Source organism: Peribacillus sp. NPDC096540 (assembly GCF_050278525.1).
Classification (GTDB): Bacteria; Bacillota; Bacilli; order Bacillales; family DSM-1321; genus Peribacillus.
Genome location: NZ_JBNNTG010000001.1, coordinates 313,125 through 338,540, shown reverse-complemented (window position 1 = coordinate 338,540; position 25,416 = coordinate 313,125). Strand labels below are relative to the sequence as shown.

Genomic DNA, 25,416 nt, shown 5'->3' with positions numbered 1-25,416 from the left:
TATCTATGGTAAAATAAGAGAATAAATTTGAGCAAACCTAGTATATCGGAGGGATAACGTTGGAAGTAAATGAAAAAGTTTATGATATTACCATCATTGGCGGAGGCCCAGTCGGACTATTTACTGCATTTTATGGTGGCATGAGACAAGCATCCGTGAAAATCATTGAGAGTCTCCCACAATTAGGTGGGCAATTGTCAGCCCTTTATCCTGAGAAATACATTTATGATATCGCAGGTTTCCCTAAAGTCCGCGCTCAGGAATTAGTCAATAATCTGAAAGAGCAAATGGCAAAGTTTGAACAAACTGTTGTCTTAGAACAATCCGTACAAGAAGTAGAAAAACAAGCCGATGGCGTATTCAAGTTAACGACTGATAAAGAAATCCATTATTCTAAAACCATTATTATCACAGCTGGGAATGGAGCATTTCAACCGCGCCGCATCGAAATTGAAGATGCAAAAAAATACGAAAGTAACAACCTGCACTATTTCATCGATGACCTTAATCATTTTGAAGGCAAAAAAGTGGTAGTCTTCGGAGGCGGGGATTCAGCAGTCGACTGGGCACTAATGCTTGAGCCTATTGCTGAGAAGGTAAGTATCATTCACAGAAGAGATAAGTTCCGTGCTCACGAACATAGTGTAGAAAACCTTAAAAATTCAAAAGTTGAAATAAAAACCCCTTACATACCTGCAGAATTGATTGGTACTAAAAATCAAATCCATACAGTGGTCCTTAAGGATACAAATGGTGAAGATACAGAAACTTTAGAAGTAGATGCAGTCATTGTAAACTACGGTTTCGTTTCGTCTTTGGGTCCCATTAAAGAATGGGGACTTGATATTCAGAAAAATAGCATCTTAGTGAACTCCAGAATGGAAACAAACATCCCCGGAATCTATGCTGCAGGAGATATTGCAACCTATGACGGCAAAGTTAAATTAATTGCAAGTGGTTTTGGCGAGGCTCCAACAGCTGTTAATCACGCTAAGCAATATATTGATCCAAAAGCAAAAGTTCAGCCTATGCACAGTTCCTCTATGTTTTAATTAACAAACTTTTTATTCAACGCATGAACCGGCATAATCAAAGCCGGTTTTTTTATTGTCCCCATATTAACGGAACAACTGGAAAGCATTATTATTGAGGAATTATCAAAAAATCCACTACTTACAGTGTATGGCATGATCCGGAAATAAGAACAAGCTCTAACTATTAAAGAACTTGGTGGACACCCTATACTTGCCAAGGTTAAGCACTGTGGATAATTAATAAAAAAATAGTTATCCACAGTCGGAATATGCGCAGATTTAGAGGGTAATGTGGATAAAGCAGTGGATAACATGGAAGCCATCATATTTCCAACCATATCCGGACCAAAAACAGGATCTGATAAAGCGACAGCTGTGGATAAGAATGGGGAAATTAAATTAATTGATGTCGCTAAGATGAAGGGCATCGATTGATCGATCGTTTGTAATGTAAAGCTCTGTTGGTTCTGATTATCCACAACAAGCAAGTTCAAGGAGCACTTCGCCACTATCTTGAAGCAAAACATGATACGGATGGACACTGAATGACTTACACCGCCCGTACCAATGACAAAGCTGTGGGCAGAAGCACAAGAGGACCATCCCTACAAATCAATCAATTCCAAGAGCCGATGTTGCTCCAGTTCTTGCTCATTCTATCACAGAGGAAAAACATTTGAGAATTCCGGGCGGCAACCTTCCAATCAAGGAAGCTTTGCACTATATATATAAAAGCATCGCTTAATTAATGAGCACTAAAAAGGTGAGCACTTTTCAAAGTGCTCACCTTTTTTTCAACAATCAATCAAGATTTGTTAGCAATTCTCCGGCGTACCAGCGTTTTTTGCTGTTTTGAAAGAAGACCCACAACCGCATGACGCGATAGCATTTGGGTTTTCAATTGTAAAGCCTCCGCCCATCATCGTTTGTTTATAATCAATTACTGTTCCATTCAATATATCTGCATCCTCTTTATCCACAAGGATCTTAATTTCAAACTGTTCCAGCTGGCCATCTTTCTCTCCGGGCTCTTGTTCGAAACCCATTCCGTAGGATAATCCACTGCAGCCTCCGCCTTTAACAGCCACTCTTAAAAAGGAACCTTCTTCACCATTTTGCTTCATCATTTCTTTTATCTGAAAAGCAGCAGCTTCCGTTATTTGAACAACTTCACTCACAATAAATCCCTCCTTCTTCTGATATGTGAGATAGACTATTTCTCCTTATAGTATATACCAAAGAATTTCACCCGCTCAATTTTCCAGCTCGAAAAAATTAATCTTCCATCTCCTGTTTTACCAACATTTTATAAAAATTAGGTTATCATAAGATTTGTAGGTATAATGAACCAAGTAAATAGTCTTTTAATCAAAATTAATGTAAGGGGGAATCTTTATCGAAGATTCAAGGCCTCTATATGACAAAAGCATGGAATGCCTTCTGTGCAAAAAAACATCAACCACAAAAAGGGTACTCTCTCGCTTTGTTAAAATAACCAAATATGATACAGATTTTTGTCCCATTTATGATTCCACTTCCACTATCAACGCCCTCTATTATAATATTTTTGTTTGCCCGTACTGCGGCTTTTCCTATTCGGAAGATTTCTCTCGATACTTCCCTCCGACAACGAAGGAAGTCATTGAAGAAAAAATCAGCTCCCAGTGGATCCCCCATCATTTTAGTGATGAGAGATCCATCAAGGATGCTATCAATACCTACAAGCTTGCCAGTTATTGTGGATCATTAAAAAAGGAAAAACATATAATTCTTGCCGGAATCTATTTACGGATTGCCTGGTTGTATAGAATCAATCAAACATCGGAACAAGAAAAAAGATTCTTGAAATTTGCACTTCAGGAATATGAGGCATCGTATTCAACTGGAGACTTCAGTGGGACTCAAGTATCAGAAACCAGAATACTATATCTCGCAGGCGATATTTCAAAGAGAATAGGGAATAACAAGGCAGCCATTAAGTATTTCTCAATGGTTTTCGAAAGTAAGAAAAGTGCGCGAGAAGCTTCCATTATTCAAATGGCTAGGGACCGCTTGCAGGAAATCAAAGAAGAATCGTGCACAATTTAATGTCGCTGCGCTTAATGGAAAATGAATCTTATCCTATTTTATAACAATCAAAAAGACTCCCCCATAAGGAACAGCCTTTTTGATTGTTATTGATGATTAAGACATTTGATACTCATCAATAAACTTATATATTTTTTCTACCAGTTCATCCGTTGTATCCCCAAAAATCACTTCACCATTTACAAGTGCGTATAAGTTACTGGAACATCTACCACAATGCCCCAGACAACCATATTCAATAATATCTAAATTAGGATCGCGTTCTAATCTTTCCAAAGCCTCTTGAGCACCACTGGCTAGATTACTTACACAAAATTCAATAATCGGATACATTGTTTCACCTCATCGTTATTAACAATTCATCTTATTACATTTTCCATATACAGTCAATATTTACGCACAAATAATAAGCCGATTTTAAGATACCGGTTGTGATTTCCCTTTATATTCGTTATACTTTTGTCTGGGTATGTAAAACAAGAAAATCATTTATTTATTTTTATTCTTACTAAATTGGGGTATATATATTTAATTAAATTTTAAAGGGATTCATTTTGGGGAATCCTATAGTAGGACATTTACTTTCACAAGTGAAATAATTAACAAATTTTTCAAGAGATCAAATAAAGGGGAAAAAAACATATGAAGAATTTAGTCATACTTGGTGGTGGCTATGGTGGTATGCGCATGTTGCAAAGATTGCTGCCTAATCAGCTTCCTGAAAATGTGAGCATCACGCTTATCGACCGTAATCCTTATCACTGCTTAAAAACGGAATATTATGCTTTAGCAGCAGGTACCATTCCTGATCAGCACATCCGTGTTGCATTTCCAGAACATCCTCGCTTGAAGAACGTATACGGAGAAGTACTTTCCATCGATATGGAAAATAAACAAGTTATTATAGAAAATCAAGAGCCTGTTGTTTATGATGATTTAGTTATTGGCCTTGGCTGCGAAGATAAATACCACAATATTCCTGGTGCAGACACACATACTTATAGTATCCAAACCATTGATAAATCACGTCGCACATATTCTGCATTAAATAATTTAGGTGCTGGTGCAACTGTATCAATAATTGGTGGAGGACTTAGCGGTGTTGAGTTAGCCAGCGAATTGATTGAGAGTCGTTCTGATTTAAATGTTAAGCTATTTGACCGTGGACCACATATTCTATCTGCATTCCCAGAAAGATTAAGTACATTTGTCGAATCTTGGTTTGATAAACATACAATTGAAATTATTCATCATTCTAACATAACCAAAGTTGAACCAAACCTTCTATATAATGGCGATGAAGTCATTCATAGTGACGTCATCGTCTGGACAGCTGGCATTCAGCCAAGTAAAATAATCCGCGATATGGATATTGAAAAGGACCGTCAAGGAAGAGCAGTTCTGACGCCTCAGCATTTCCTTCCAACTAATGATAGCATCTTTGTAGTCGGCGACTGTGCTAGCCTGCCGCATGCACCTAGTGCCCAATTAGCGGAATCCCAAGCTGAACAAATCGTCCAAGTCCTTGTAAAAAAATGGGCAAATGAACCACTTCCAGAAAGCTTCCCTACCATGAAATTAAAAGGGACATTGGGCTCTCTTGGGAAGAAACAAGGTTTCGGTCTTGTTGCAAATCGTCCTATTACTGGAAGAGTAGCACGCCTGATGAAATCAGGAATTCTATGGATGTATAAATACCATAACGGTTGATTCAAGATTTCATAAACTGACCCAAGATGTTGCGTCAAGCTTCCAAACGGGTCAGTTTTTTCTTATTTTCTTTCCATTTATATCACTTAAAGTTTATATCTGTGTTTTTCCATCGCTTCCACCACTTTTTTAAGGCGTACATTTCCTTCCGCAACGATTTCATTCTCGATGATGACAAGTGGATAAAATAAATCTTCTTCAATCATCTTTGCTGCAAAGTTTTTTTGCTTAATATTTTCTGGAGGATTAAACATATCGATATATGAAATTTTAAAGTTCTGCTCAGGAAACTTTCTCGTTAAAGCAGCTTCAAGCCACTCGCACGTATCTTTCGAAGAGGGAAGATTAACACAACTTGCACAAATTTGTTCCGCCCCATATACTTCTATCTCAACTTCTTTCATTACCATACCTTCCTCCTTTATTTTAGTTTTTTTGCTTCATTTCGATAACTTTTTAGAATCATTCACCTTCGCCCAGCTTACTTGAATAAGATAGATTATATTTCCGCAAAGTTACAGTTGGATTTTTTACTATCTTCGCATTATAATATGATTAGGAAAGGAGTCGATTGCAATGTCTGACCAAACAATGGAAGTCCAAGTTCAAGATGTTCTAGATAAGCTTCGTCCGTTTCTTCTTCGTGATGGCGGTGACTGTGAACTAGTTGACGTAGAAGATGGAATTGTAAAATTACGATTACTAGGAGCTTGCGGAAGCTGCCCAAGTTCGACCATTACGCTAAAAGCTGGGATTGAGCGCGCTCTTCTTGAAGAAGTTCCCGGTGTAGTGGAAGTTGAACAAGTTTTCTAATAGCCTTTAAAATAACGTACAACGTATATTAGCTAGAGTACCACTTCAGCTAGTATACGTTCAATCATTTTTAGATACACATACAGCCACGAACATTTATTACCCTGTTATAGAAATAAAGCTGACTCCTCTTTCGGTCCTATCAATTGACTTGATACGGCTTGAAAGGGGTCAGCTTTTTTCATTATTAAAGGAATCAGGTATGGCTCACGATTTAATAAAGTTCAATTCCTGCTTTTCTTCCTCTGATAAGATCGCAGTATGACTGCCATCGTTATCAATTTGCAACTCTTTAACTTGAAAGTCCGGAAAGGTTTCTGTCAAACTTGAAATCACACTGCCTGCTTTTTCGGCAGATACCAAGCACAGAACAGTGGGACCTGCACCACTTAATGCTGTGCCATACGCACCTTCATTAAGGACAACCTCTTCTATTTGTGCTAAATGAGGCACTAGCCCAGCCCTATATGGTTGATGAAAACGATCACTTTGCATCATTTCACCGACAAGATTCCAATCATTCGACAAGATTCCTGCAAGCAAAACATTGGCCGCAGCACTTCCGCTTATCGCTTCCTTATAGGTAAGTGAATTGGGAAGGACATTTCTTGAATCCTCTGTAAGCAATTCAAAATTTGGAATGACTGCAATTACCTTAACGCCATCAATTGGAAACGAAATGACATCTGTTCTTTCCTCTGTATGCAATCCTACAACCAATCCACCGTAAACAGAAGCCCCTGCATTATCCGGGTGCCCTTCTAAGAAAGAGGCATGTCTATTCTTTTCCTCATCGGATAAATGGAGTTCACATACCAGGTTTGCTAATTCGATACCTGCTACAATGGCAGATGCACTGCTTCCTAGGCCCCTGGCAAGTGGAATTTCACTTGAAACATAAAGGCGGCATGGAGAAAGTTCTTTTCCATAAGAAGCTGCCGTTTTTTTGGCAATTTGAACAATATAATTACTATCATCCCCAGGGAAAACAGACATTTCCTCAGACAGCGGGATGACTTCCCAATGGTCTGATAAAGATCCGTGTACTTCTAAGTAAAGTCCTAGGGCCAAGCCGATTGAATCGAACCCTGGTCCTAAGTTGGCCGTACTCGCTGGTACACGGATCAAGAACATCTCAGAATCTGCACTCATGCCTGTTTCACACCTTGCAGATGTTCTAAAATAACCTCTTCATCCATTGGCAGCAATGTTGGTTGAATTGTACTTGTATCAACGGCCACATTCGGATCTTTCAAGCCATTCCCTGTTAGCACCGCTACAATCTTACTTCCCTTTTTAATTTCACCGTTTTTTAATTGTTTATAAACACCTGCAATAGATGCACATGATGCTGGTTCAGCAAATACGCCTTCTTTTTTCGCAAGGAGATGATAAGCTTCCAGTATTTCTTCGTCTGTTACCTCATCAATTTTACCGTTAGATTCGCTTGCTGCTTCCACAGCGAATTTCCAGCTTGCAGGGTTACCAATACGGATGGCTGTTGCAATTGTTTCAGGATTTTCAATGATAGTGTCCCTAACAATCGCAGCGGCGCCTTCCGCCTCGAACCCTCTCATTTCAGGAAGACCCGTTTGTTTTGTCTCATTATATTCTTTAAACCCTTTCCAGTAAGCAGTAATATTCCCTGCATTTCCAACTGGAAGCGCCAAAATATCAGGTGCCGTGCCAAGGGCATCACAAATTTCGAACGCAGCCGTCTTCTGGCCTTCAATCCGAAATGGGTTTACCGAGTTCACAAGAGTAATTGGTGAACTCTCACTAAGTGAGCGAACGATATTTAATGCTTGGTCAAAATTCCCTTCAATCGAGATAATCTCAGCTCCGTACATAACAGCTTGAGCAAGTTTACCCATTGCGATTTTCCCCTCTGGAATAACGACGATACAGCGTAGGTTAGCACGCGCTGCATAAGCTGCTGCAGCTGCTGATGTATTCCCAGTAGACGCACAGATGATTGTGTCACTGCCCGCCTCGATTGCTTTAGCAACAGCCATGACCATTCCGCGGTCTTTAAACGAACCCGTTGGATTCGCTCCTTCATATTTTACATGCAGGTCGATGCCCCACTCTTCAGATAAACGGTTTAGTTTAATTAAAGGTGTGTTTCCTTCTAATAGGGAAAGTGCAGGCGTATTTTCACTTACAGGTAAAAATTCTTTATATTCACTAATTAGTCCTTGCCAACTCATTTGATGTTCTCTCCTTCAACTCGGTATGTGCTTTTGACTTCTCTTACCATATTGTAATCATGTAATTTCTGCTTTATTTGTTCAAATGCGGCCAAAGTAGCTATATGTGTAACCAGTACGATTTCGGAAGATTCTTTTTCATCCAGCGGCAGCTGAAGGATTTTGTCGAATCCAACCCCATGCTCTGCAAATAAATTCGTGATTCTAGCTAAAACGCCCACTTCATCCTGGACATGCAAACGAATAAAGAACTTAGCAAAAATCTCAGTAGCATCTTTTAATTGTTTCGGATACTGCGGTGAAACAGCACTTCGTCCATTTACACCCAGTCTCATATTCTTGATGACCGTTACCATATCTGAAACAACAGCAGTCGCGGTCGGCAGGCTACCAGCCCCTGGTCCGTAAAACATCGTTTCTCCTACAGCTTCCCCATAAACATATACCGCATTATATTCATTATTTACCGATGCTAATGGATGTGCTTCCGGAAGCAAGGCAGGTTGGACGCTTACTTCAACCCTATCTCCAGCTCTAGAAGCCACTCCAATCAACTTCATTGTATAGCCCAGCTTTTTACTGTATCTCAGATCCTCTTCAGAAATCTCAGTAATCCCCTGTACCTCAACATCATGTAAGCCAATATTCATTGAGAAACCAAGAGTCGATAGAATCGCCATTTTTCGGGCCGCATCCAATCCCCCTACATCAGCTGTTGGATCAGATTCTGCAAATCCTAGCTCTTGTGCTTCCTTTAATACGTCTTCATAGGCTCTGCCTTCTTTGCTCATTTTCGTTAAAATGAAGTTCGTCGTTCCATTGACAATTCCCATCATTTTTGTGATTCGGTCTGAAGATAATCCATCGACAAGACCCCTCAAAATTGGTATTCCCCCTGCAACACTTGCTTCATAGAACAAATCGCATTGATTCTCAGTGGCCAATTCCAGTAGTTCCGGACCATATAAGGCCATTAGATCTTTATTAGCTGTTACGATATGCTTTTTATTGTTCAACGCTTCTATTAGGTAGCTGCGTGTTTCTTCAATTCCGCCCATAACTTCAATAACTACATCAATCTCAGGATTCGAAAGAATATCCTCTGGATTGGAAGTTAACATACTTTTATCAATATCAACAAGGCGCTCCTTCGTTGTGTCCTTGACAAGGATCTTTTTAATTGATATTGAGCAACCTACTTGATGCATGAGCTTGTCCTGATGACTTTCGATAATTTGTACGACTCCTGATCCGACTGTACCTAACCCCAATAACCCAATCGAGATGGTTTTCATATTTGGTTCCCCCTTAAAAACTGTTTACCTCAAGAAAACATTTGTATTTGTATAGTAGACATTATATGTTTTTTTTATTTAATTATCAATAGTTAGAAAATACAGTCTTCTAGACTTTTTTCTTCTATCCCTTGAAAGAGTAAGATCGAATGACCCTTAATTTTTTATGGGAGAACCATTTTGATGGATATTACTTAACGGATTTCAAGGATTCATTCGTCCCCATAATTATATGTGGGTTTTGCTCAGGATCCATCCATTTCAACAAACTTAGTACATTCTTTTCAGCAGTAGCCGTGCAGCCTGCTGTCGGCTTAGTTTCTCCTCTCCATATATGAAGAAAGATTGCACTGCCTTTTCCTTTTTTGATGGGATTCATATTATAATTGATGACCGCTCCATATTTATAGAGTTCATGGTTCATCCTTTCAAAAGACTTCCATTTATCAGCAGGATTTCCCTTGTAAGTCTTCCACTTGTTATAATCCTTGGAGGTCTGATCATCAATCCAGTAATCATTTTTGGTTGTTTTCTTATAGGGCATTTTCAAATTTGCCGGCTTTGTTTCACTTCCAAAAGCCGTACCAAATGAATATATTCCAATAGGTGATTTTCCGTCTCCCTCTTTTTTACTCTTAGTAAAGCCGTTCTTCCCAATGACGCCCTTCATATTCTTTAACGCACGTCGCCATTCGCCTTTTTCCTTCTCATATGTTTGAATTGTCACCTTCGTATCACTCATAGATTTTCCTGTGACAGCTAAAACTTGGTTAACATTCTTTCTCGTATCAAATTTCTTCAGAATGGCTTTTTCACTGGTACTGAATACCTCTTTGGCATCAGTCATACTGATATATGCGGTCTTTTTTGAATAGCAAACCTTATACCAGTTTCCAGTTCTCCCACTGACTGATAACTCTTTATTTTTCTTATATGTTTTTAAGGTTTTACTGCCAGCCGAAGCCTTCTCTTTCAAATTAGTTGTGTTCTTAATGACAATCTTGAATTGCGTTGCTTCACAACTTGTTTTCGTTTCCGCCTTGGCAGGTATCGATGCTTGGAAAACTAGTAAAAATAAAAGGGCAGCCATTATAATAATTCTTTTCATGGATTCATCCTTCCTCATCTTGAAGTAAAGTAAAAAATATCAAACTATTCTAAAAAATCTTGTTTTTATCATAACATAGTAAGCAAGGATGAATCATATTTCTTTCCAGTTTTTATCTAAATCCAGTCAATTTGAGGCAAATTATATTGCTTGACCGGGATTTCCGCCAATTCATAAAAATGTTTGAGGAAAGTCTCATATTGTTGGGATGATTTCATGATTGAAGATATCTTATCTTCCAGTTCATTGGATCTTGATTCCGGTATTTTGGAAAAATACTCTTCGACGGTTTCAAAATAATGAATCGGAAACAACATTCTCGAATATAACAACCGGGCAGAGAAACTCGAGAACTGCTCTACATTCTGATATTCATGAAAAAAATGCGAAATACCTCGCTGATAAGTATGTTTGTTTTGAAAATAGTGTTCCCTCACCCATTCTGCCACATCCCTTGTTCCATGATCGAATACCCAATCAAATGGATTTTTCATCCAATTATTTCTTTTCCAGGTATCATGTAAAAATCGTTCATAGCATACCGTTCCACTGTCGACATGTTGTGGGGTATCATCAATTTCCGTGTCGACTAAATATTGAATCGCATTTTCACCTAATACCATATAATAGGGAAAGGTTTCTACAAATAATTTTTCAAATTGGTTATCCGGATGGGCGTTCAGCTTATCCCTCCAAATATTTTCTAATTGATCAATCCTTTGTTCCCAGAGCTCTTTCCATTTACCAATTCTTGAACATGTTTGAATCGTTTCATTAATATTTCTCCCACGCTGATGAAATCTCGCTAAACGCCGGCCCGGGTTGAAATTTTTCGGACCTTCCAATGCCTCATTAGCAAGGAGGATAAATAATTGCTCATCCGCTTCTGAAACATAACTGCCATGATTTGCAAGGACAAAGGCTGAAACATGACGATCTCCCTGTGAAATAAGATGTTGAGACATTTTATGACGTTCCACTAATTCCTCCTGTTCCACATTTTCTATTGGAACAATGCTATAAAACATATTTCCAGAACGAAAGCTAGGAAACCGGCTATTCGCTTCTTCTCGCTCTACTTGTATACCATAATTATTAAAAATGATTTCTTCTATCATAAAATTGCCCCTTTCATCAAATGGATAAAAATAGAAATATTTGGACATCATATTCTTATATATATGTGGAATAACCCGTTTTCTGAATGATTATCGAAACCTTATTATGAAATAAAAATATGTTTCAGGATTTTCATTTTTAACACAGAACTACTAACGTTTGAACTATCCCTTAAAATATAGAGAAATGGGTGATAACCATGGCTAATATAGAACAATCAATTTCTGAACAAACGGCTCGAAGATGGCTAAGTGAACGGGGAGTGAAACTAGAGGATATTGCAGAGCTTGTCATGTATCTGCAAAAAAGCTACCATGATGATCTTCAAATGTCTGATTGCCTTCACAATGTCGAACGGGTACTCTCCAAACGCGAGGTCCAAAATGCCATCTTGACCGGCATACAGTTGGATATTTTAGCTGAGAAAAAGTTGCTTGAAGAGCCTCTACAAAGCATCATTGAAATAGATGAAGGACTATATGGGGTCGATGAGATATTAGCCTTGTCGATTGTAAATGTATATGGATCTATCGGTTTTACGAATTATGGATTTATCGACAAGCAAAAACCCGGTATCTTGAAATATTTAAACGATAAAAGCACAGGTAAGGTCCATACCTTTTTAGACGATATCGTCGGTGCTATTGCTGCTGCCGCATCAAGCCGACTTGCCCATCGAACTAAAAATGTAGAATAGTGGACACCAAATTGGAGATATATTTCTATCTCCACTGGTTTTCCTTAATTTTGAATATACGCTCAAGTTTTACGATATACCTTTCAGTTCCATAAAAAAATCCAGGGCTGCTAACGCAGGCCTGGATTTTTTTTATTCGAAGTGCCATAGGTCGAGCGTGTCCACCACATATGTCGGCTGCTTCTCGTATTGCTTTAAACGTTCTTTTGTTGTTACGCCCGTATGTACAAGTAATGTATCAATACCTGCGTTAAGGCCCGCCAAAATATCCGTGTCATAATTGTCGCCGACCATGATTGTCTCTTCTTTTGGTACACCCAATACTCTTAACGCCTGCTCTACTATGACGGATTCAGGTTTTCCAATGAATATCGGCTGTACCTGAGTAGAAACAGAGACAACTGACGTCAACGCACCATTTCCCGGTAAAAGACCCTGTTCAGTAGGGATGGCAATATCACCATTAGTTGAAATGAAAACGGCGCCATTTCTAACTGCAAGACAAGCTTTTGACAGTTTTTCATAATTAACGCCACGGTCGATGCCCATCACAAGAAAGTCAGGAGATTCATCAACTAGCTTCATTCCCTTTTCCTTAAGAGCCTCGATAATACCTTCTTCACCAACTACATAAACGGATGCATCTTCTTTTTGTTCAGCAATGTAATTCGCTGTAGCCATACTTGTCGTGAAAACCTGGTCATCTTCAGTTGAAATACCAATGCTTCTCAATTTATCCGCTACCTGTGCAGGAGTCCGGGAAGAGTTATTGGTTACGAATAAATAAGGGATATCCCTTTTTCTTAGTTCATTAATAAAACCTGCTGCTTCTGCAATTTGTTCGGTTCCACGGTACATCGTGCCATCTAAGTCAATTAAATACCCTTTGTACGATTTCATTTGAATTCCCCCTTACCTAACCAAACTAATTTTTAAAAGCTGAAACAGGCCCCAATTCGTTTGTTAAATAATTTCTTACCAAGTCAGGGAATTGTTTAAATGCCTCTATGTTTGCCTCAAATACGGAAAGTAATTCTTGATGGTTCACTTCAATGAAATCCTGAACTAGCATTTTTCTTAACGGCAGCACCTTTTTAAAATGTATGGCGATAACTTCGGAAATGACTTTTTCATCATGAAGGATATCAATAATATCTTCGTAGCTGCCTGGATCACGCATAATGAAACCATCAATTACCGCATTCCCTACATCCAACACGGAATCGATGGAAGTTTGTATGAGCCTTTCAACGATAAGCTCTGAAAGGTCTCCATCAAAATTATCTTGCCCTTCAAAAAGCCCAAGCTGTTTTTCAAGAAATCCTAAAATCTGTTCAATTTTTTGTCGGTCTACAAAGTACATTCTTTCCAGATCCTTTCTGATCTAAGATGACACATGAATTTTATCTACAGTTGAAGGTGCAGCATAGTAATAGCCAGTACCAAATCAACCTTATACCTTGATAATACCATAGCTACTCCTATACTCTCAATTCCTTGAGTTACAACTACTGCCCTAGTCTCTTTGGCAATTAGCTACTATCCCTTCAGAATTGACTCTTTTACAGAATTCTGCACAATGTTCTCAATTATAAAATGAATTTTAAAGGGTTTTAAAATGTCATTTCATCAGAAGTTTCATACTAAATACTTCCTCTGAATGGTTGTACCTCAATAGGACTCCGAAAAAGTCTGTTCCCCTATTGCAGTCACTTTGTTATGATGGAACTACAAAAATGCAGATAAGAAGGGAATGATAATGTGGAAGAACGTTTTTATTTATACAATGACGTGGTTGACTCCAAAACCCGGTTTATCAGCTTCATGGGTGAGGAATCAAGATTTGATTTGGCCATTACGACCACCGACCGCTTTTATGGCAAAAAGCTTGTATTAAACATGCAGAGTAACCGTTTCGCGATTATTGGACCGGATGATTTAGAAGAGGAAGGCTATCTTGAACATGCATTTCAGTTAACAGAAGCGGAAGCAGAGGAACTAAGTCACTTTTTAATGGAAATCGTCTAAATGCTAAAGTTTTTTTCTTTAACGGGAAAACCTACTGAATGTACGATTACATGAGGAGGGATTACCTTGGAAAAAGAAGAGGAAACATACCACGATTTCTCCAATGTTGAGAAGCAGCGGGATTTTTTAATTCCTGAAGAATTTCCTGAAGGACCTTTTGGATCAACAATAGCACAAGATGCCCCTGTCGAGAATAAAAGTACACCATGGCAGGAAGGACAACGATCTCAAAGTGCCTTTAATTATGAAAATAAAACATTGCACGAAGACTTACCTCGAAAATACCCTGGTGCTCATCCGACACATGATGATCCGGAAAAAGATGCTCAACCTCCTTATGAAGGATATGGAAGTTCATAAAGATAAAAGGCCAGAAATCTTTCTGGCATTTCAGACTGTAGACAAACTCGATAAATAATTGAGTTTGTCTACAGTTTTTTTAGGTTTTTAAAATTTGACCGTTGATTTCCACTTCAGGCACTCGCTTTCCGCGGGCGGTCCGGGAGCCTCCTCGGCTTGCGCCTGCGGGGTCTCCCCTAGACGCGCTTTTCCCGCAGGAGTCTCGTACCTTTCGTTCCAATCAACTTTGTTTTAACATTTAGATAGAACCCCTTTTGCCAACAGTCTTTTTTGTTTTAAAATAGAAGTATAAAAACTTGAGGTGATAAGGATGCTTTCTAAACATGATTCTATTTAGCGACATCAACTTAAAATGATTACTTTAGATCAACTGGTGCCAGCGAACCATTTGGTTCGTAAAATTGAGGCCGCCGTTGACTTCTCTTTCATTTATGACTTGGTGAAAGATACGTATTCAGGTAGGACACCCAAGTATTGATCCAGTTATTTTAGTTAAACTGACATTCATTCAATATAACTTCGGTATTCGCTCGATCCGTAAGACCATTGAAGAGATAGATATGAACATGGCCTTTCTTTGGTTCTTAAGTTACAGATGGCCAACTGGACTTGGCGAGGGCCAAGAAATGGCCTAAATAATGACCTTGGAGAGGTCAACTATTCTCTATAACTGCTTCAAATCCAATAAAAAATAAAAAAGGACAGAATTCATTCTGGCCTTTTTTATTTCTTTATTTTTTTCACAACAAAATATGGACAGCCAAAATTGCAGTACTCATATAAATATTCGCTGAGCGTACTTATTTTTGTATCAAAGGTTGCTTTCTGATTAGAATCATCAAAGAATCCGCGCAGTCTCAATTGACCGTAACCCCAATCCCCTACGATATAATCATACTTCGTTAAAATCTCACTGTATCTGGCTTTAAACGCTTCTTCGTTATAACCTTCTCTTTCGTCTTCGATTATTTCATAGGTCAGGTTATTGATGTTAATCATTCATTTCACCTCTCAAAAATACATTCCTTCTTTAAATTATAACTGATTCCCCATCAATTACTAAGCGAAATATAGAGAAATATGTTCATCCTAAGGTTATAGGGGGTGTTTTTAATGAAAAAAATAATAATAACAGTAGGTTTAAGTTCAATTATTGCACTAACCGGCTGTTCTAATGATAAAGATCAAGGTATGGATCGTCCAAATATTAATGCTGGTAATCCTAAAAATGTAAATAATCCAACTCAATATTATGACGAGGATTATCGTAATCATGACAACAAGAGTGATAATTTTGGTTTTACCCGCACCAATAAAACGACCATTAAGGGCCGTAACATTTCTAATAAAACAGCTACCATTGACCGTGAACAACTGGCTGATATTATTTCAACACTAAGCGTTCAGCTTCCAAATGTCAATGATGCCGCTACACTCGTAACTGATGAGGAAGTTCTTGTCGTATATGATACCAATACCAAGGATCGCACCGACACCGCGGACCAAGTGAAGCGTACGGCAATGTCTATCGTCCCCCGCTACTATCATGTCTACGTCAGTGATGATCCAACACTTGCTCAAGATATTGAAAACTTCGCAACACTACAGTCTGACAGCAAAGGTGTCGACCATACTATTGAAGAGACCATCAAAAGCATGCTGAAGTCACCTCAAGGATACAAAATGAGTGATGTGGAAAATGAGAACGGTGAAATGATTAACGATAAAAGGGATCATCACGATAATATCCAACAAAAAACGGACAATTTTTAATGATCTAATTTACTGATTAAGCAAATGAATAAAATGAAAGGACCGAATATTTTCGGTCCTTATTTCTTTCTATTTCAATAATTCTTCACCTTTAATTTGCTTATGTTTTGCTGCTGCATTAACCTGTTCATCTGCATGATAAGAAGAACGGACAAGCGGACCGGATTCACAATGACTGAAGCCTTTTTCCAGTGCCCTCTCTTTCAATTCATTGAACTCTTCTGGTGTGTAGTATTTCAACACCTTTAAATGCTTTTTAGTCGGTTGCAGATACTGGCCGATCGTCATGATATCCACATTATTCGCCCTTAGGTCATCCATTGTTTCAAGGATTTCCTCTCTCGTTTCACCTAAGCCGACCATTAAACTCGACTTCGTTGGGATCTCAGGATACATCTCCTTGGCTCTTCTTAAAAGCTCCAAAGAACGTTCATATTTAGCTTGCGCCCGCACTCGGTCAGAAAGGCTTCTGACTGTCTCTATATTATGGTTGAGAATGTCAGGTTTAGCATCCATCAAAATCTTGATATTTTCATACAATCCGCCCATATCTGATGGTAATACCTCTATAGATGTAAATGGATTTTTGCGTCGGATAGCACGGACCGTTTCAGCGAAAACTTCAGCGCCTCCATCTTTTAAATCATCACGAGCAACAGCCGTAATTACAACATGTTTTAAATTCATCAATACAACGGAATCTGCAACACGTTCCGGTTCAGCCCAATCTAATTCGTTTGGACGCCCAGTTGTAACAGCACAAAAGCGGCACGCTCTTGTACAGATTTCACCTAGAATCATAAAGGTCGCCGTTCGTCTAACTGCCCAGCATTCATGAATATTCGGGCATTTGGCTTCCTCACAAACAGTATGAAGATTTTTCTCCCGCATCATATTTTTTAAACCAATATAATTTTCATTAGTATTAAGCTTTATTTTCAACCAATCTGGTTTTCGAAGAATTTCTTTATTTGTAGCAGACATTAAAATGTCACTCCATTCTATAGAAATTAACACACCCTACTTTAACAATAATAATACATTTAGACAAGTTATAGTGAGTTTCCCATCATTTATTTTTCATGTTTCAAGCTAAATCAGTAAAACTTATAAAAGATAGACAAACTGATGTCTTTATAAATACGGATAGCAATATGAAAGGAGCCTGTCCCGTTGAAAAAAGTATTCCTTTTTACCCTAGCTTGTTTGTGTTTGTTGAATACTCAAAGCCTAGTTGCAAATGCTGCTGATACCCCTGACCCTTATGCAGGGAGAATGGAGCTTTATAAAAACATGGAAACAACTCTCCAAATTCCCTGGTATTATCTAGCAGCAGCTGATCAATATGAGCATAGCCTCAGACTTGCCCGCAGGGACCTAGAGCCGGCAAAGGGCTTAATAGGGATTAATATCGAACCTTCTAAGTGGAGAGGGGCTCTTAATCCCAACTTAAACGATGTAAATCCGCTTACAATCACTTTTTTTGATGGATTAGGTCAAGATGGGAATGGTGACGGGAAAGCTGATATTACCAATGATACCGATCGTTTATATGCCTTTTCAAAGCATCTTCTTAATTATGGAACTGATGAAGATAATATTCGGATCGGCCTCTGGGATTATTATAAACGAGATAAAACAGTTAGCATAATTATCGGTAACTCCAAGATTTATAAAAAATATGGCCGGCTGGATTTGCAGGAGAAAGCTTTTCCTGTTCCAGTAAGGACTCATTATACGTATTTAAATACATGGGGAAGTGCTCGTGGGTGGGGCGGCAGGAGAATCCATGAGGGAACAGATATTTTTGCAGACTATAGCCTTCCTGTACGGTCAACAAGTTATGGAATTGTTGAAATGAAAGGCTGGAATAAATTTGGAGGGTGGCGAATTGGTATTCGTGATTTAAATAATACGTATCATTACTTTGCCCATTTAAGCGGTTTTTCTAAAGGATTAAAAGTCGGCCAAATCGTTGAGCCAGGCCAAATCATCGGCGGCGTCGGCAGTACGGGCTATGGCCCGCCAGGTACATCCGGTAAATTCCCCCCACATCTTCATTACGGAATGTACAAAGACAACGGAATAACAGAATGGAGCTTCGACCCATACCCTTATTTAAAGATGTGGGAAAGGAAAGATTTAGCGAAAAAGCAAAAGTGAGCAGCGGGGAATTTTCCGCTGCTTTTTTTTGAAACGAACATAAACCCCTGAACTTTATGCATAAGTATTAGTAAAGGGGGCTAAAGCGTGTTCCGAAAAAGATTTCGCCCAAAAAAATTCCGAAAAAAGGGACCTCTTCCTACCCGAAAAGTATTTCTCTATTCTTTTATCCTTTTTATCATATCGAGCATCTCTACACTCTGGTATGTTGATAAAGCAATCGAACCCGTTATCATGAGCATAGCTGAAAAAGAAATCAAGCGTATTGCGACAGAAACGATTCATGAAGCTGTTGATGAAAATATATCAAAGGTTGATATGAAAGAAATGATTACTACCAGCAAAGGCAGTGAAGGGTCACCTTCTTCTTACAGCTTCAACCCAAAGATTTATAGTGAATTGCGCTCCAACATTATTGAAGATATTCAAAATAAACTAGGAATCAAAAAAGGAAACCCTTTTACTGAAACAGGTAAAACGAGACTTAATGATGAACAATATAAAAGCGTTGTGTACTATATACCTCTTGGTGTTGTAACCGGAAATAACCTTCTCTCAAATTACGGACCTGAAATTCCTGTGAAAATGTCCGTTATAGGAAACGTTGAATCCGATTTAAAAACCAAACTAACCAACGCTGGCATCAATAACATTTATTATGAATTAACCGTTGATTTTAATGTCAATATTCAAATTGTCATTCCCTCACTATCTAAGGAAACCAAAGTGAGTCAGGAAGTAAAGGTTGGGGATATTCTGATTAATGGTGACGTACCTAGTTATTACAGCAACGGAAGCGGCTCAGTCCCTCCGGCCATTATGAAGGAAAGCAAGAAATAAAAAAACAGCTTAACCAGTACCAGGTTAGGCTGTTTCTTGTATGTTTAGGCATTCCCTAATCAGCAAGTGCAGGTTTTTCTTCAAATTCACTTCATAGATCTCTACTATCTGTTCACTGTTTTCCTCAAGGATTCGTATTATGGGGCGGTCTCCTATTCCCCCATTTTGAGCAGACACGCCCCCTCTTCTCCCTTCATTCAATTCAATCAAAAAAGGCATATACCATCTTCAACACGTTAACAGTTACCATAAGCGATTGAAGGAATGGATGCAGCGTTTCCAAGGCGTGGCAACAAATTATTTGGACAACTACCTCTATTGGTCAACATAATAAGAAAATGGCGACCAAAGAACGAGTAAACCAAATGTTTTTAAGTGCGTGTCAGAAATCCAATTTAGTCACGGTCAAATATTTGCGTGAGGTGTAAAAACAGCCACATCCAAAAAGAAGTGGCTGTACTCGATATTCAACTAAAGCACCCGTTAGCACAATAAAAAAGAGCGATCCTTTATTTAAGAATCGCACCCGTTAGCTCTATTTTGACTAACCACTTCACCAAATGTTCTTTAATAAGCGAATCATCATTCTTGGTATAAACATTAAGATATTCCAAGCCACTTCAAATAAGATTGAATCCCTAAGCTCAATTAGGATTTCTTTAAAAAAGCCGTTCTGCCTTTCTTTTTTTCTTTTTTTATTTTTCATCTTCTAACTCCCAATAACTCAATATTTATTTAAATTATAATCCCATTTTCTTTGTTGCAAAAAAATAGTCCATTTGGGTATATAGCAACCGCCCGGCGGAAAGCCTCCAAAGGGAATATTAATCATTTTCTGCGTTAATGTTAAGCCTTCAGCTAACAGGATATGACCCCGCTCGTTATAGATACTTTTTCCGAGCTTTGCTCCTGGGGGGAGTAACTCTGTAATAAATAGCCTCATAATGTACTCCCCCATTCAAGATTTGTAAATCCATCCGTTCATATTCCTTTATTAGGATTCTCGGACAATATCTCGAAAAATTAATTTAAAAATATTGATTTTTCTAGGTGAATTAAAAACAAGGCTCCCTCTGGATAAAGGAAAGCCCTCCTGTTTAAATCATTTTCATTAATGCCTTTTTTCCAATCATCCCTGGATGAATGCCTTTTTCTGCGGCCTCCCATGTAACCGATTCAAGTGGCGCCTCTAAAAGCTCTTCAATCGACTTAACACCGGTGGCCCTTCCTGCAAGGATTTTACGATTTTTCAATTTATCATTTAGTAGTCCAATATCTAGAGCACCGCACATTATATACCCTTTCTCGGACGCGACAGCAAGCAAATTGGTTTTGGGCAGTTGGACAGAAATAGCTAGGAATGTATGATTTTCAAGTATTATTGGCTTCATGATAATCAATTGGTTTCGCCCCTTTCTTCCCATACTTTATGAAAAAAAAGGAGAAACCGTGTTTATAGCCTATTCGTCAGGATATACTTTTTTCAACTTCCACAATAATATATCCCGTAAAAATTCTGGCAATAAGTAATCTTTTCGGTTAGAACGCTGGATACTTGGAAAGAAGTGCCCAAATGTAAACATATCCGGTATAGCTAGTTTATAGGACTTATGTGGCTGAAGCTTTTCCCCTTTTACAAGAATCTCTTTTACTAATCCATTTGTAATTTCTTTAAAATCTATTTGATCATAATGCATGACTCCCATGATTTTCCCACGGAAACCGAACCCCTTTACCTGAATATGAGGCCACTCCTCATTTCTCGATTGTATTAAGATTTCCTTTAATTCATTACCGTTAACCTCAACGATGCATGGATTAATCGGGTGTGGACAGATTCGGTGAATATCCCCTTTTGTGACAGGTCCCTTTGGCAAACCATCAAGTAGAAGGCCTGCATTCAAAAAGGTACAATCTGCCTCACTCCACTCCCTTAAAGCCTCCGCGAGGATTTCTGTAAGCGGACTGACTTTAAACCATTCATTTTCCAAAGGCTCGGGTAAGTTTACTGCGACTTGTTGAAGAGTCTCTCCTCCGGCCTGATACATCTCTTCAATCCAAGATCGTTCATCTTCTAATTCTGGAAGATGGTTTGTATCATAGAGAAATGCACTCTTTTTGCAAACTTTCTTTTCTTCATTGACAAACATTTCTACCTGTCCAATAAAAAAGCCATATTTCCCTGCACCACAAAGAAGCGTATTATTGACTAATTTTCCTTGATGAAGTATGTGATGGGTATGCGCACCAAGAATGACATCAATCTCAGGAAAGTCCTCTGCCATTCTTTCGTCATCATGAATGCCTAGGTGGGAAAGTATGATGATTGCATCTGCTTCACCTTTAATCTTATGTAGCTGTGCCTTTAATTCCGCAAATGGTTCGGTTAGTTCCCAACCCATTGCTGAATAAAACTTTTGAAAATAAGCAGTCAATCCTATCATGGCGATCTTTGTACCTTTTACCGTCGTATGTATCCAATAAGGCAGCGCCCATTCTGGTCTTTCATTATTCTGGTAATAGATATTGGCTGCCAGCACTTTGAACTTTGCATTCTCATATAAGGAGTCTAACGCTTCATAGGGCAAAGTGATTCCTTCATTATTGCCGATTGTTACATATTGATATCCCGCTTCATTCAGCAGTTCAATATTTCCTTTTCCTAAAGTACCTTCTGTATATGGATGCCAGCGATCAACATGATCTCCTATATCTAGTATGATCGCTTCTTCTCCCGTTTCTTGATGAAGTTGTCTTCTTTCTTTAAGAAACTTATCAATACGAGGCCAGTTTTCAAAATGACTATGAAGATCATTGGTGTGATATATATGAATGATTTCTGACATCATTTTCCCTCCTCGTTATCCTGTAATACCTTGGTATATAAGACGTAGACCAATGATTATCAGCACAATTTTCAAGATATTTTCGAGCGACGTACTTTTTAAGCGTGTATTAATAAATGCACCCAATTTTGCGCCAAACCAGGCTCCAGGAATAAGGGCAAAAGCATATGGCCAATTTACATTACCAAGCGAAATATGTGTAATTGAATTAGTAATGGAAGACAGAAACACCATGAACATCGACGTTGCTACAGCCATATGCGGTGGGAAGAAGAACATCAGTATCATTACTGGAACCATTAAGGAACCTCCGCCAATCCCAAATAAACCGGAACTGAATCCTACGACGAAAGCAATTAATATAGCTACCAGAGGGTAATATCCATAAGAAGATACTTGTCCATTTTCGTTTTTATACGTTTTTACGACCTTCCCTGTTCCAGGTTTGAATACCATAGGCTTCAGGCGGTCTTTTACTAATAAAACCAAAGCCATTAATACCATGAAAATTCCAAAGTACAACGAAAAGGCTTCCGTATCAAGGTTTTTATTAACATGGGCTCCGATTATGCCTCCAGGAGCACTGCCTAAAAAGAAAATTAAGCCAGCCTTATAATCGACTACTTTATGCTTCATATAGGATAAAGTAGAAGATAACCCGGTAAAAATCATAATAACAGTTGAAACACCGACGGCGACTTGAGGTGATAATTCATCGATAATATCTGTCGATGTACCAAGAAACAAAAGGGAAGGTACAATGATAATGCCGCCGCCCAGACCAACTAGAGAGCCGATTGAGCCTGCTAATAACCCGATACACACTAATACTAACCATACCATGAAGAAATCCGCCTTTATCTGTTTGTGGGCCTCGCGATTCTATACTAGTTTGTCACATCAGCTAATTTATTAATTATATAATGCCGCTTAAAACAAACCAAGCTGCTTAGGAGCTAGCCCTTCATATTCTATACCAAGCAACTCAATCATCTGCTTGGCATTATCTGCGGCATCTCCGCCTGAGTTATTATTGAAAAGCACATATATATCCTTACTCTGTTTTTCTAATTTCCGGATTTTCTCCACCCATTCTGTCAATTCCTGATGATTGTATCGGTATAAATAACGAACTTCCCGCCAATTATCCCCCGAAGAAGGTTTTTGCCACCCATGGATATTGCGGCCATGAAGGCGAACTAAGGTTTTTTCTGGATGTATAGACTCGAGCACAATAGGAATGGACCCTTCTCCTGCCTGCGGCTCATCACATACAGTATGAATCCAGCCTTCCTTTTGGATAAAATCCAGGGTTTGCTGAAACATGTTGGGTCTGTACCAGCTTTGATTCCGGAACTCAATAGCTATTGGAGTTTCCCCCATCTCCGCTTTGCACCACCGTAAATAGTTTACATTCTCCCGCTTACAATCAAACCATGGTGGAAATTGAAACAGCACCATTGCGAGCTTGCCGGCTTTTCGATAGGCTTCAAGAGAGTCACGGAAAGCTTTAAACATTTCTTTTTTATTTTCAAAAGGAATTTCTCCACGCTGATGCCCTGTCATCCCCTGATAGGCTTTTACAACAAATTGAAAAGGAGTCGGTGTCTCGGACACCCACTTTTCACTGTTCCTCTTAGGCTGTACCGCATAAAACGAAGCGTCCACCTCTACTACAGGAAAATGTGCCCCATACTCTTTCAGTTTATCACGTTGGGACACCCCGCCACGATACAAACTATCATGATCTCCCCAACCAGTCACCCCAACATAAATCATCCGCACCACTCCTTCTGGGGTCAGACCCCATTTCCCGAATTATTTCCCAAAAGAAAAAGCCTGCCGGATCTACCTGGCAGGCTTTTTATATGAATCGGTTATTCTAAATCGCTCTACAAGCAAGTTAGTCGGTTATTATCCGATTGAGCCTTCCATTTCGAACTTGATCAGACGGTTCATTTCAACCGCATATTCCATTGGAAGTTCTTTTGTAAATGGTTCGATGAAGCCCATAACGATCATTTCTGTTGCTTCTTGCTCAGAGATTCCGCGGCTCATCAAGTAGAACAATTGTTCTTCTGATACTTTGGATACCTTCGCTTCATGTTCAAGAGAAATGTTGTCATTCAGGATTTCATTGTAAGGGATTGTATCAGATGTAGACTGATTATCCATGATTAATGTATCACACTCAATGTTAGAACGAGCTCCATCCGCTTTACGTCCAAAGTGAACGATACCACGGTATGTTACTTTTCCGCCTTGTTTAGAAATTGATTTTGATACAATAGTTGAAGATGTATTTGGCGCAAGATGAATCATTTTTGCACCAGCATCTTGGTGTTGGCCTTTTCCAGCAATAGCAATAGATAATGTCATACCACGAGCACCTTCACCTTTTAAGATGACAGCAGGATATTTCATTGTCAATTTAGAACCGATGTTTCCATCAATCCATTCCATTGTTGCATTTGCATCACAAACCGCACGTTTCGTAACTAGGTTAAACACGTTGTTTGCCCAGTTTTGAATCGTTGTGTAACGGCAGTAAGCATCTTTTTTAATGACGATTTCAACTACCGCACTATGAAGAGAGTTAGTTGTATAAACAGGTGCTGTACAACCTTCTACATAGTGGACAGATGCTCCTTCATCCACAATGATTAGCGTACGTTCGAATTGACCCATGTTTTCAGAGTTGATTCGGAAATATGCTTGAAGCGGAGTATCCACTTTAACCCCTTTTGGTACATAGATGAAAGATCCGCCTGACCATACAGCTGAATTCAATGCCGAGAATTTATTGTCAGTAGGAGGGATTGTTTTACCGAAATGCTCACGGAAGATATCTTCATTTTCGCGAAGTGCAGAGTCCGTATCTTTAAATACGATACCCAAATCTTCCAATTCTTCTTTCATACTGTGGTAAACTACTTCGGATTCATATTGAGCAGAAACACCAGCTAAATATTTTTGTTCTGCCTCAGGAATACCTAATTTATCAAAAGTTTGTTTGATTTCATCAGGAACTTCATCCCAAGATTTCTCTGATTTCTCTGATGGTTTAACATAGTATGTTATTTCATCAAAGTTCAAGCTTTGCATGTCGCCGCCCCATTGAGGCATTGGCATATTGTAAAAATGCTCCAATGATTTCAAACGGAAATCAAGCATCCATTGCGGTTCATCCTTCATTCGAGAAATTTCTTCCACGATTTCTTTTGTCAGACCACGCTTTGAACGGAAGATGGAAACATCTTTATCCGCAAAGCCATATTTATAATCGCCAATTTCAGGCATTTTTTTAGCCATAGCTCGTATTCCTCCATTTT

General features: G+C 38.8%; 29 protein-coding genes and 2 pseudogenes. 13 read left to right on the top strand and 18 right to left on the bottom strand.

Going from position 1 to position 25,416, the window contains the following annotated elements; translation table 11 throughout:
• The first annotated feature begins 59 nt into the window (after positions 1 to 59).
• Both ACQKMR_RS01570 and ACQKMR_RS01565 read left to right on the top strand, forming a co-directional pair.
• Positions 60 to 1,052, top strand: a complete 993-nt coding sequence (locus ACQKMR_RS01570) for an NAD(P)/FAD-dependent oxidoreductase (protein WP_427695690.1) — start codon at positions 60 to 62, stop codon at positions 1,050 to 1,052.
• 273 nt (positions 1,053 to 1,325) lie between these two features.
• Complete coding sequence (locus tag ACQKMR_RS01565; protein ID WP_427695689.1) at positions 1,326 to 1,469, top strand: hypothetical protein; 144 nt, start codon at positions 1,326 to 1,328, stop codon at positions 1,467 to 1,469.
• A 380-nt stretch (positions 1,470 to 1,849) separates the two neighbouring features.
• Here the strand turns inward: ACQKMR_RS01565 and ACQKMR_RS01560 are convergent, their stop codons facing one another.
• On the bottom strand, positions 1,850 to 2,212 hold the full coding sequence (locus tag ACQKMR_RS01560) for a HesB/IscA family protein (protein WP_427695688.1): 363 nt from the start codon (positions 2,210 to 2,212) through the stop codon (positions 1,850 to 1,852).
• Positions 2,213 to 2,423: 211 nt separating this feature from the next.
• On the opposite strand from ACQKMR_RS01560, the gene ACQKMR_RS01555 reads away from it, so the two are divergent.
• Complete coding sequence (locus tag ACQKMR_RS01555) at positions 2,424 to 3,122, top strand: DUF2225 domain-containing protein (protein WP_427695785.1); 699 nt, start codon at positions 2,424 to 2,426, stop codon at positions 3,120 to 3,122.
• Positions 3,123 to 3,218: 96 nt separating this feature from the next.
• Here ACQKMR_RS01555 and ACQKMR_RS01550 read toward each other — a convergent pair whose 3' ends face one another.
• A complete protein-coding gene (locus tag ACQKMR_RS01550) occupies positions 3,219 to 3,455 on the bottom strand; it encodes a YuzB family protein (RefSeq protein ID WP_427695687.1) in 237 nt (78 codons plus the stop codon).
• Between the two features lie 309 nt (positions 3,456 to 3,764).
• On the opposite strand from ACQKMR_RS01550, the gene ACQKMR_RS01545 reads away from it, so the two are divergent.
• Positions 3,765 to 4,832, top strand: coding sequence for an NAD(P)/FAD-dependent oxidoreductase (locus ACQKMR_RS01545; protein WP_427695686.1), 1,068 nt, complete (start codon positions 3,765 to 3,767; stop codon positions 4,830 to 4,832).
• Positions 4,833 to 4,918: 86 nt separating this feature from the next.
• Here ACQKMR_RS01545 and ACQKMR_RS01540 read toward each other — a convergent pair whose 3' ends face one another.
• Complete coding sequence (locus ACQKMR_RS01540) at positions 4,919 to 5,242, bottom strand: YuzD family protein (RefSeq protein WP_427695685.1); 324 nt, start codon at positions 5,240 to 5,242, stop codon at positions 4,919 to 4,921.
• 166 nt (positions 5,243 to 5,408) lie between these two features.
• Between ACQKMR_RS01540 and ACQKMR_RS01535 the strand changes: the two genes are divergently transcribed.
• Entirely contained in the window at positions 5,409 to 5,645 is a 237-nt protein-coding gene (locus ACQKMR_RS01535) for a NifU family protein (protein WP_427588653.1), read from the top strand.
• Positions 5,646 to 5,852: 207 nt separating this feature from the next.
• Here the strand turns inward: ACQKMR_RS01535 and thrB are convergent, their stop codons facing one another.
• From thrB to yutH, 5 genes are all read right to left on the bottom strand, one after another.
• Positions 5,853 to 6,797, bottom strand: a complete 945-nt coding sequence (thrB, locus tag ACQKMR_RS01530) for a homoserine kinase (protein ID WP_427695684.1) — start codon at positions 6,795 to 6,797, stop codon at positions 5,853 to 5,855.
• Complete coding sequence (thrC, locus tag ACQKMR_RS01525) at positions 6,794 to 7,855, bottom strand: threonine synthase (protein ID WP_427695683.1); 1,062 nt, start codon at positions 7,853 to 7,855, stop codon at positions 6,794 to 6,796. The genes thrB and thrC overlap by 4 nt, the downstream gene beginning before the upstream one ends.
• Entirely contained in the window at positions 7,852 to 9,150 is a 1,299-nt protein-coding gene (locus ACQKMR_RS01520; protein ID WP_427695682.1) for a homoserine dehydrogenase, read from the bottom strand. The genes thrC and ACQKMR_RS01520 overlap by 4 nt, the downstream gene beginning before the upstream one ends.
• Positions 9,151 to 9,340: 190 nt before the next feature.
• Positions 9,341 to 10,258, bottom strand: coding sequence for a L,D-transpeptidase family protein (locus ACQKMR_RS01515; RefSeq protein ID WP_427695681.1), 918 nt, complete (start codon positions 10,256 to 10,258; stop codon positions 9,341 to 9,343).
• 116 nt (positions 10,259 to 10,374) lie between these two features.
• A complete protein-coding gene (gene yutH / locus ACQKMR_RS01510; RefSeq protein WP_427695680.1) occupies positions 10,375 to 11,376 on the bottom strand; it encodes a spore coat putative kinase YutH in 1,002 nt (333 codons plus the stop codon).
• Between the two features lie 200 nt (positions 11,377 to 11,576).
• Here yutH and ACQKMR_RS01505 point away from each other — a divergent pair, with 200 nt between their 5' ends.
• Entirely contained in the window at positions 11,577 to 12,074 is a 498-nt protein-coding gene (locus ACQKMR_RS01505) for a phosphatidylglycerophosphatase A family protein (RefSeq protein WP_427695679.1), read from the top strand.
• A 132-nt stretch (positions 12,075 to 12,206) separates the two neighbouring features.
• On the opposite strand, the gene ACQKMR_RS01500 is transcribed toward ACQKMR_RS01505, so the two are convergent.
• The gene (locus ACQKMR_RS01500; RefSeq protein ID WP_427695678.1) at positions 12,207 to 12,974 is read right to left on the bottom strand and encodes a TIGR01457 family HAD-type hydrolase; all 768 of its coding nucleotides are present in this window, start codon (positions 12,972 to 12,974) and stop codon (positions 12,207 to 12,209) included.
• Between the two features lie 25 nt (positions 12,975 to 12,999).
• A complete protein-coding gene (locus ACQKMR_RS01495; RefSeq protein ID WP_427695677.1) occupies positions 13,000 to 13,437 on the bottom strand; it encodes a DUF86 domain-containing protein in 438 nt (145 codons plus the stop codon).
• A 398-nt stretch (positions 13,438 to 13,835) separates the two neighbouring features.
• Here ACQKMR_RS01495 and ACQKMR_RS01490 point away from each other — a divergent pair, with 398 nt between their 5' ends.
• The 3 genes and pseudogenes from ACQKMR_RS01490 to ACQKMR_RS01480 form a co-directional block, all read left to right on the top strand.
• Positions 13,836 to 14,102 carry a DUF3055 domain-containing protein gene (locus tag ACQKMR_RS01490; RefSeq protein WP_053348702.1) on the top strand — a complete coding sequence of 89 codons (267 nt, stop codon included), beginning with the start codon at positions 13,836 to 13,838 and terminating at the stop codon, positions 14,100 to 14,102.
• Between the two features lie 66 nt (positions 14,103 to 14,168).
• Positions 14,169 to 14,462, top strand: a complete 294-nt coding sequence (locus ACQKMR_RS01485; protein WP_427695676.1) for a cytosolic protein — start codon at positions 14,169 to 14,171, stop codon at positions 14,460 to 14,462.
• Positions 14,463 to 14,814: 352 nt separating this feature from the next.
• Positions 14,815 to 15,055 (top strand): annotated as a pseudogene (locus tag ACQKMR_RS01480) (transposase); the annotation flags it as partial.
• Positions 15,056 to 15,185: 130 nt separating this feature from the next.
• On the opposite strand, the gene ACQKMR_RS01475 reads toward ACQKMR_RS01480, so the two are convergent.
• On the bottom strand, positions 15,186 to 15,461 hold the full coding sequence (locus ACQKMR_RS01475) for a YutD family protein (RefSeq protein WP_427695675.1): 276 nt from the start codon (positions 15,459 to 15,461) through the stop codon (positions 15,186 to 15,188).
• 114 nt (positions 15,462 to 15,575) lie between these two features.
• Here ACQKMR_RS01475 and ACQKMR_RS01470 point away from each other — a divergent pair, with 114 nt between their 5' ends.
• Complete coding sequence (locus ACQKMR_RS01470) at positions 15,576 to 16,235, top strand: YhcN/YlaJ family sporulation lipoprotein (protein ID WP_427695674.1); 660 nt, start codon at positions 15,576 to 15,578, stop codon at positions 16,233 to 16,235.
• Positions 16,236 to 16,304: 69 nt separating this feature from the next.
• On the opposite strand, the gene lipA is transcribed toward ACQKMR_RS01470, so the two are convergent.
• Positions 16,305 to 17,219, bottom strand: a complete 915-nt coding sequence (lipA, locus tag ACQKMR_RS01465) for a lipoyl synthase (RefSeq protein ID WP_427695673.1) — start codon at positions 17,217 to 17,219, stop codon at positions 16,305 to 16,307.
• A gap of 189 nt (positions 17,220 to 17,408) precedes the next feature.
• Between lipA and ACQKMR_RS01460 the strand changes: the two genes are divergently transcribed.
• The 3 genes and pseudogenes from ACQKMR_RS01460 to ACQKMR_RS01450 form a co-directional block, all read left to right on the top strand.
• Positions 17,409 to 18,398, top strand: coding sequence for a M23 family metallopeptidase (locus ACQKMR_RS01460; protein WP_427695672.1), 990 nt, complete (start codon positions 17,409 to 17,411; stop codon positions 18,396 to 18,398).
• 87 nt (positions 18,399 to 18,485) lie between these two features.
• Positions 18,486 to 19,238: a sporulation protein YunB gene (yunB, locus tag ACQKMR_RS01455; protein ID WP_427695671.1), complete on the top strand. Its 753-nt coding sequence runs from the start codon at positions 18,486 to 18,488 to the stop codon at positions 19,236 to 19,238.
• 205 nt (positions 19,239 to 19,443) lie between these two features.
• Positions 19,444 to 19,666, top strand: a pseudogene (locus ACQKMR_RS01450) (IS1595 family transposase); the annotation flags it as partial.
• A 125-nt stretch (positions 19,667 to 19,791) separates the two neighbouring features.
• Here ACQKMR_RS01450 and ACQKMR_RS01445 read toward each other — a convergent pair.
• The 6 genes from ACQKMR_RS01445 to sufB form a co-directional block, all read right to left on the bottom strand.
• A complete protein-coding gene (locus ACQKMR_RS01445) occupies positions 19,792 to 19,944 on the bottom strand; it encodes a hypothetical protein (RefSeq protein ID WP_427695670.1) in 153 nt (50 codons plus the stop codon).
• 391 nt (positions 19,945 to 20,335) lie between these two features.
• The gene (locus ACQKMR_RS01440; protein ID WP_427695669.1) at positions 20,336 to 20,638 is read right to left on the bottom strand and encodes a YunC family protein; all 303 of its coding nucleotides are present in this window, start codon (positions 20,636 to 20,638) and stop codon (positions 20,336 to 20,338) included.
• A gap of 60 nt (positions 20,639 to 20,698) precedes the next feature.
• Positions 20,699 to 22,084, bottom strand: a complete 1,386-nt coding sequence (locus tag ACQKMR_RS01435; protein ID WP_427695668.1) for a bifunctional metallophosphatase/5'-nucleotidase — start codon at positions 22,082 to 22,084, stop codon at positions 20,699 to 20,701.
• Between the two features lie 15 nt (positions 22,085 to 22,099).
• Entirely contained in the window at positions 22,100 to 22,927 is an 828-nt protein-coding gene (locus ACQKMR_RS01430; protein WP_427695667.1) for a sulfite exporter TauE/SafE family protein, read from the bottom strand.
• Positions 22,928 to 23,014: 87 nt separating this feature from the next.
• Positions 23,015 to 23,863 carry a DUF72 domain-containing protein gene (locus ACQKMR_RS01425; protein WP_427695666.1) on the bottom strand — a complete coding sequence of 283 codons (849 nt, stop codon included), beginning with the start codon at positions 23,861 to 23,863 and terminating at the stop codon, positions 23,015 to 23,017.
• 135 nt (positions 23,864 to 23,998) lie between these two features.
• Positions 23,999 to 25,396, bottom strand: coding sequence for a Fe-S cluster assembly protein SufB (gene sufB / locus ACQKMR_RS01420; protein WP_379168059.1), 1,398 nt, complete (start codon positions 25,394 to 25,396; stop codon positions 23,999 to 24,001).
• Positions 25,397 to 25,416 lie beyond the last annotated feature (20 nt).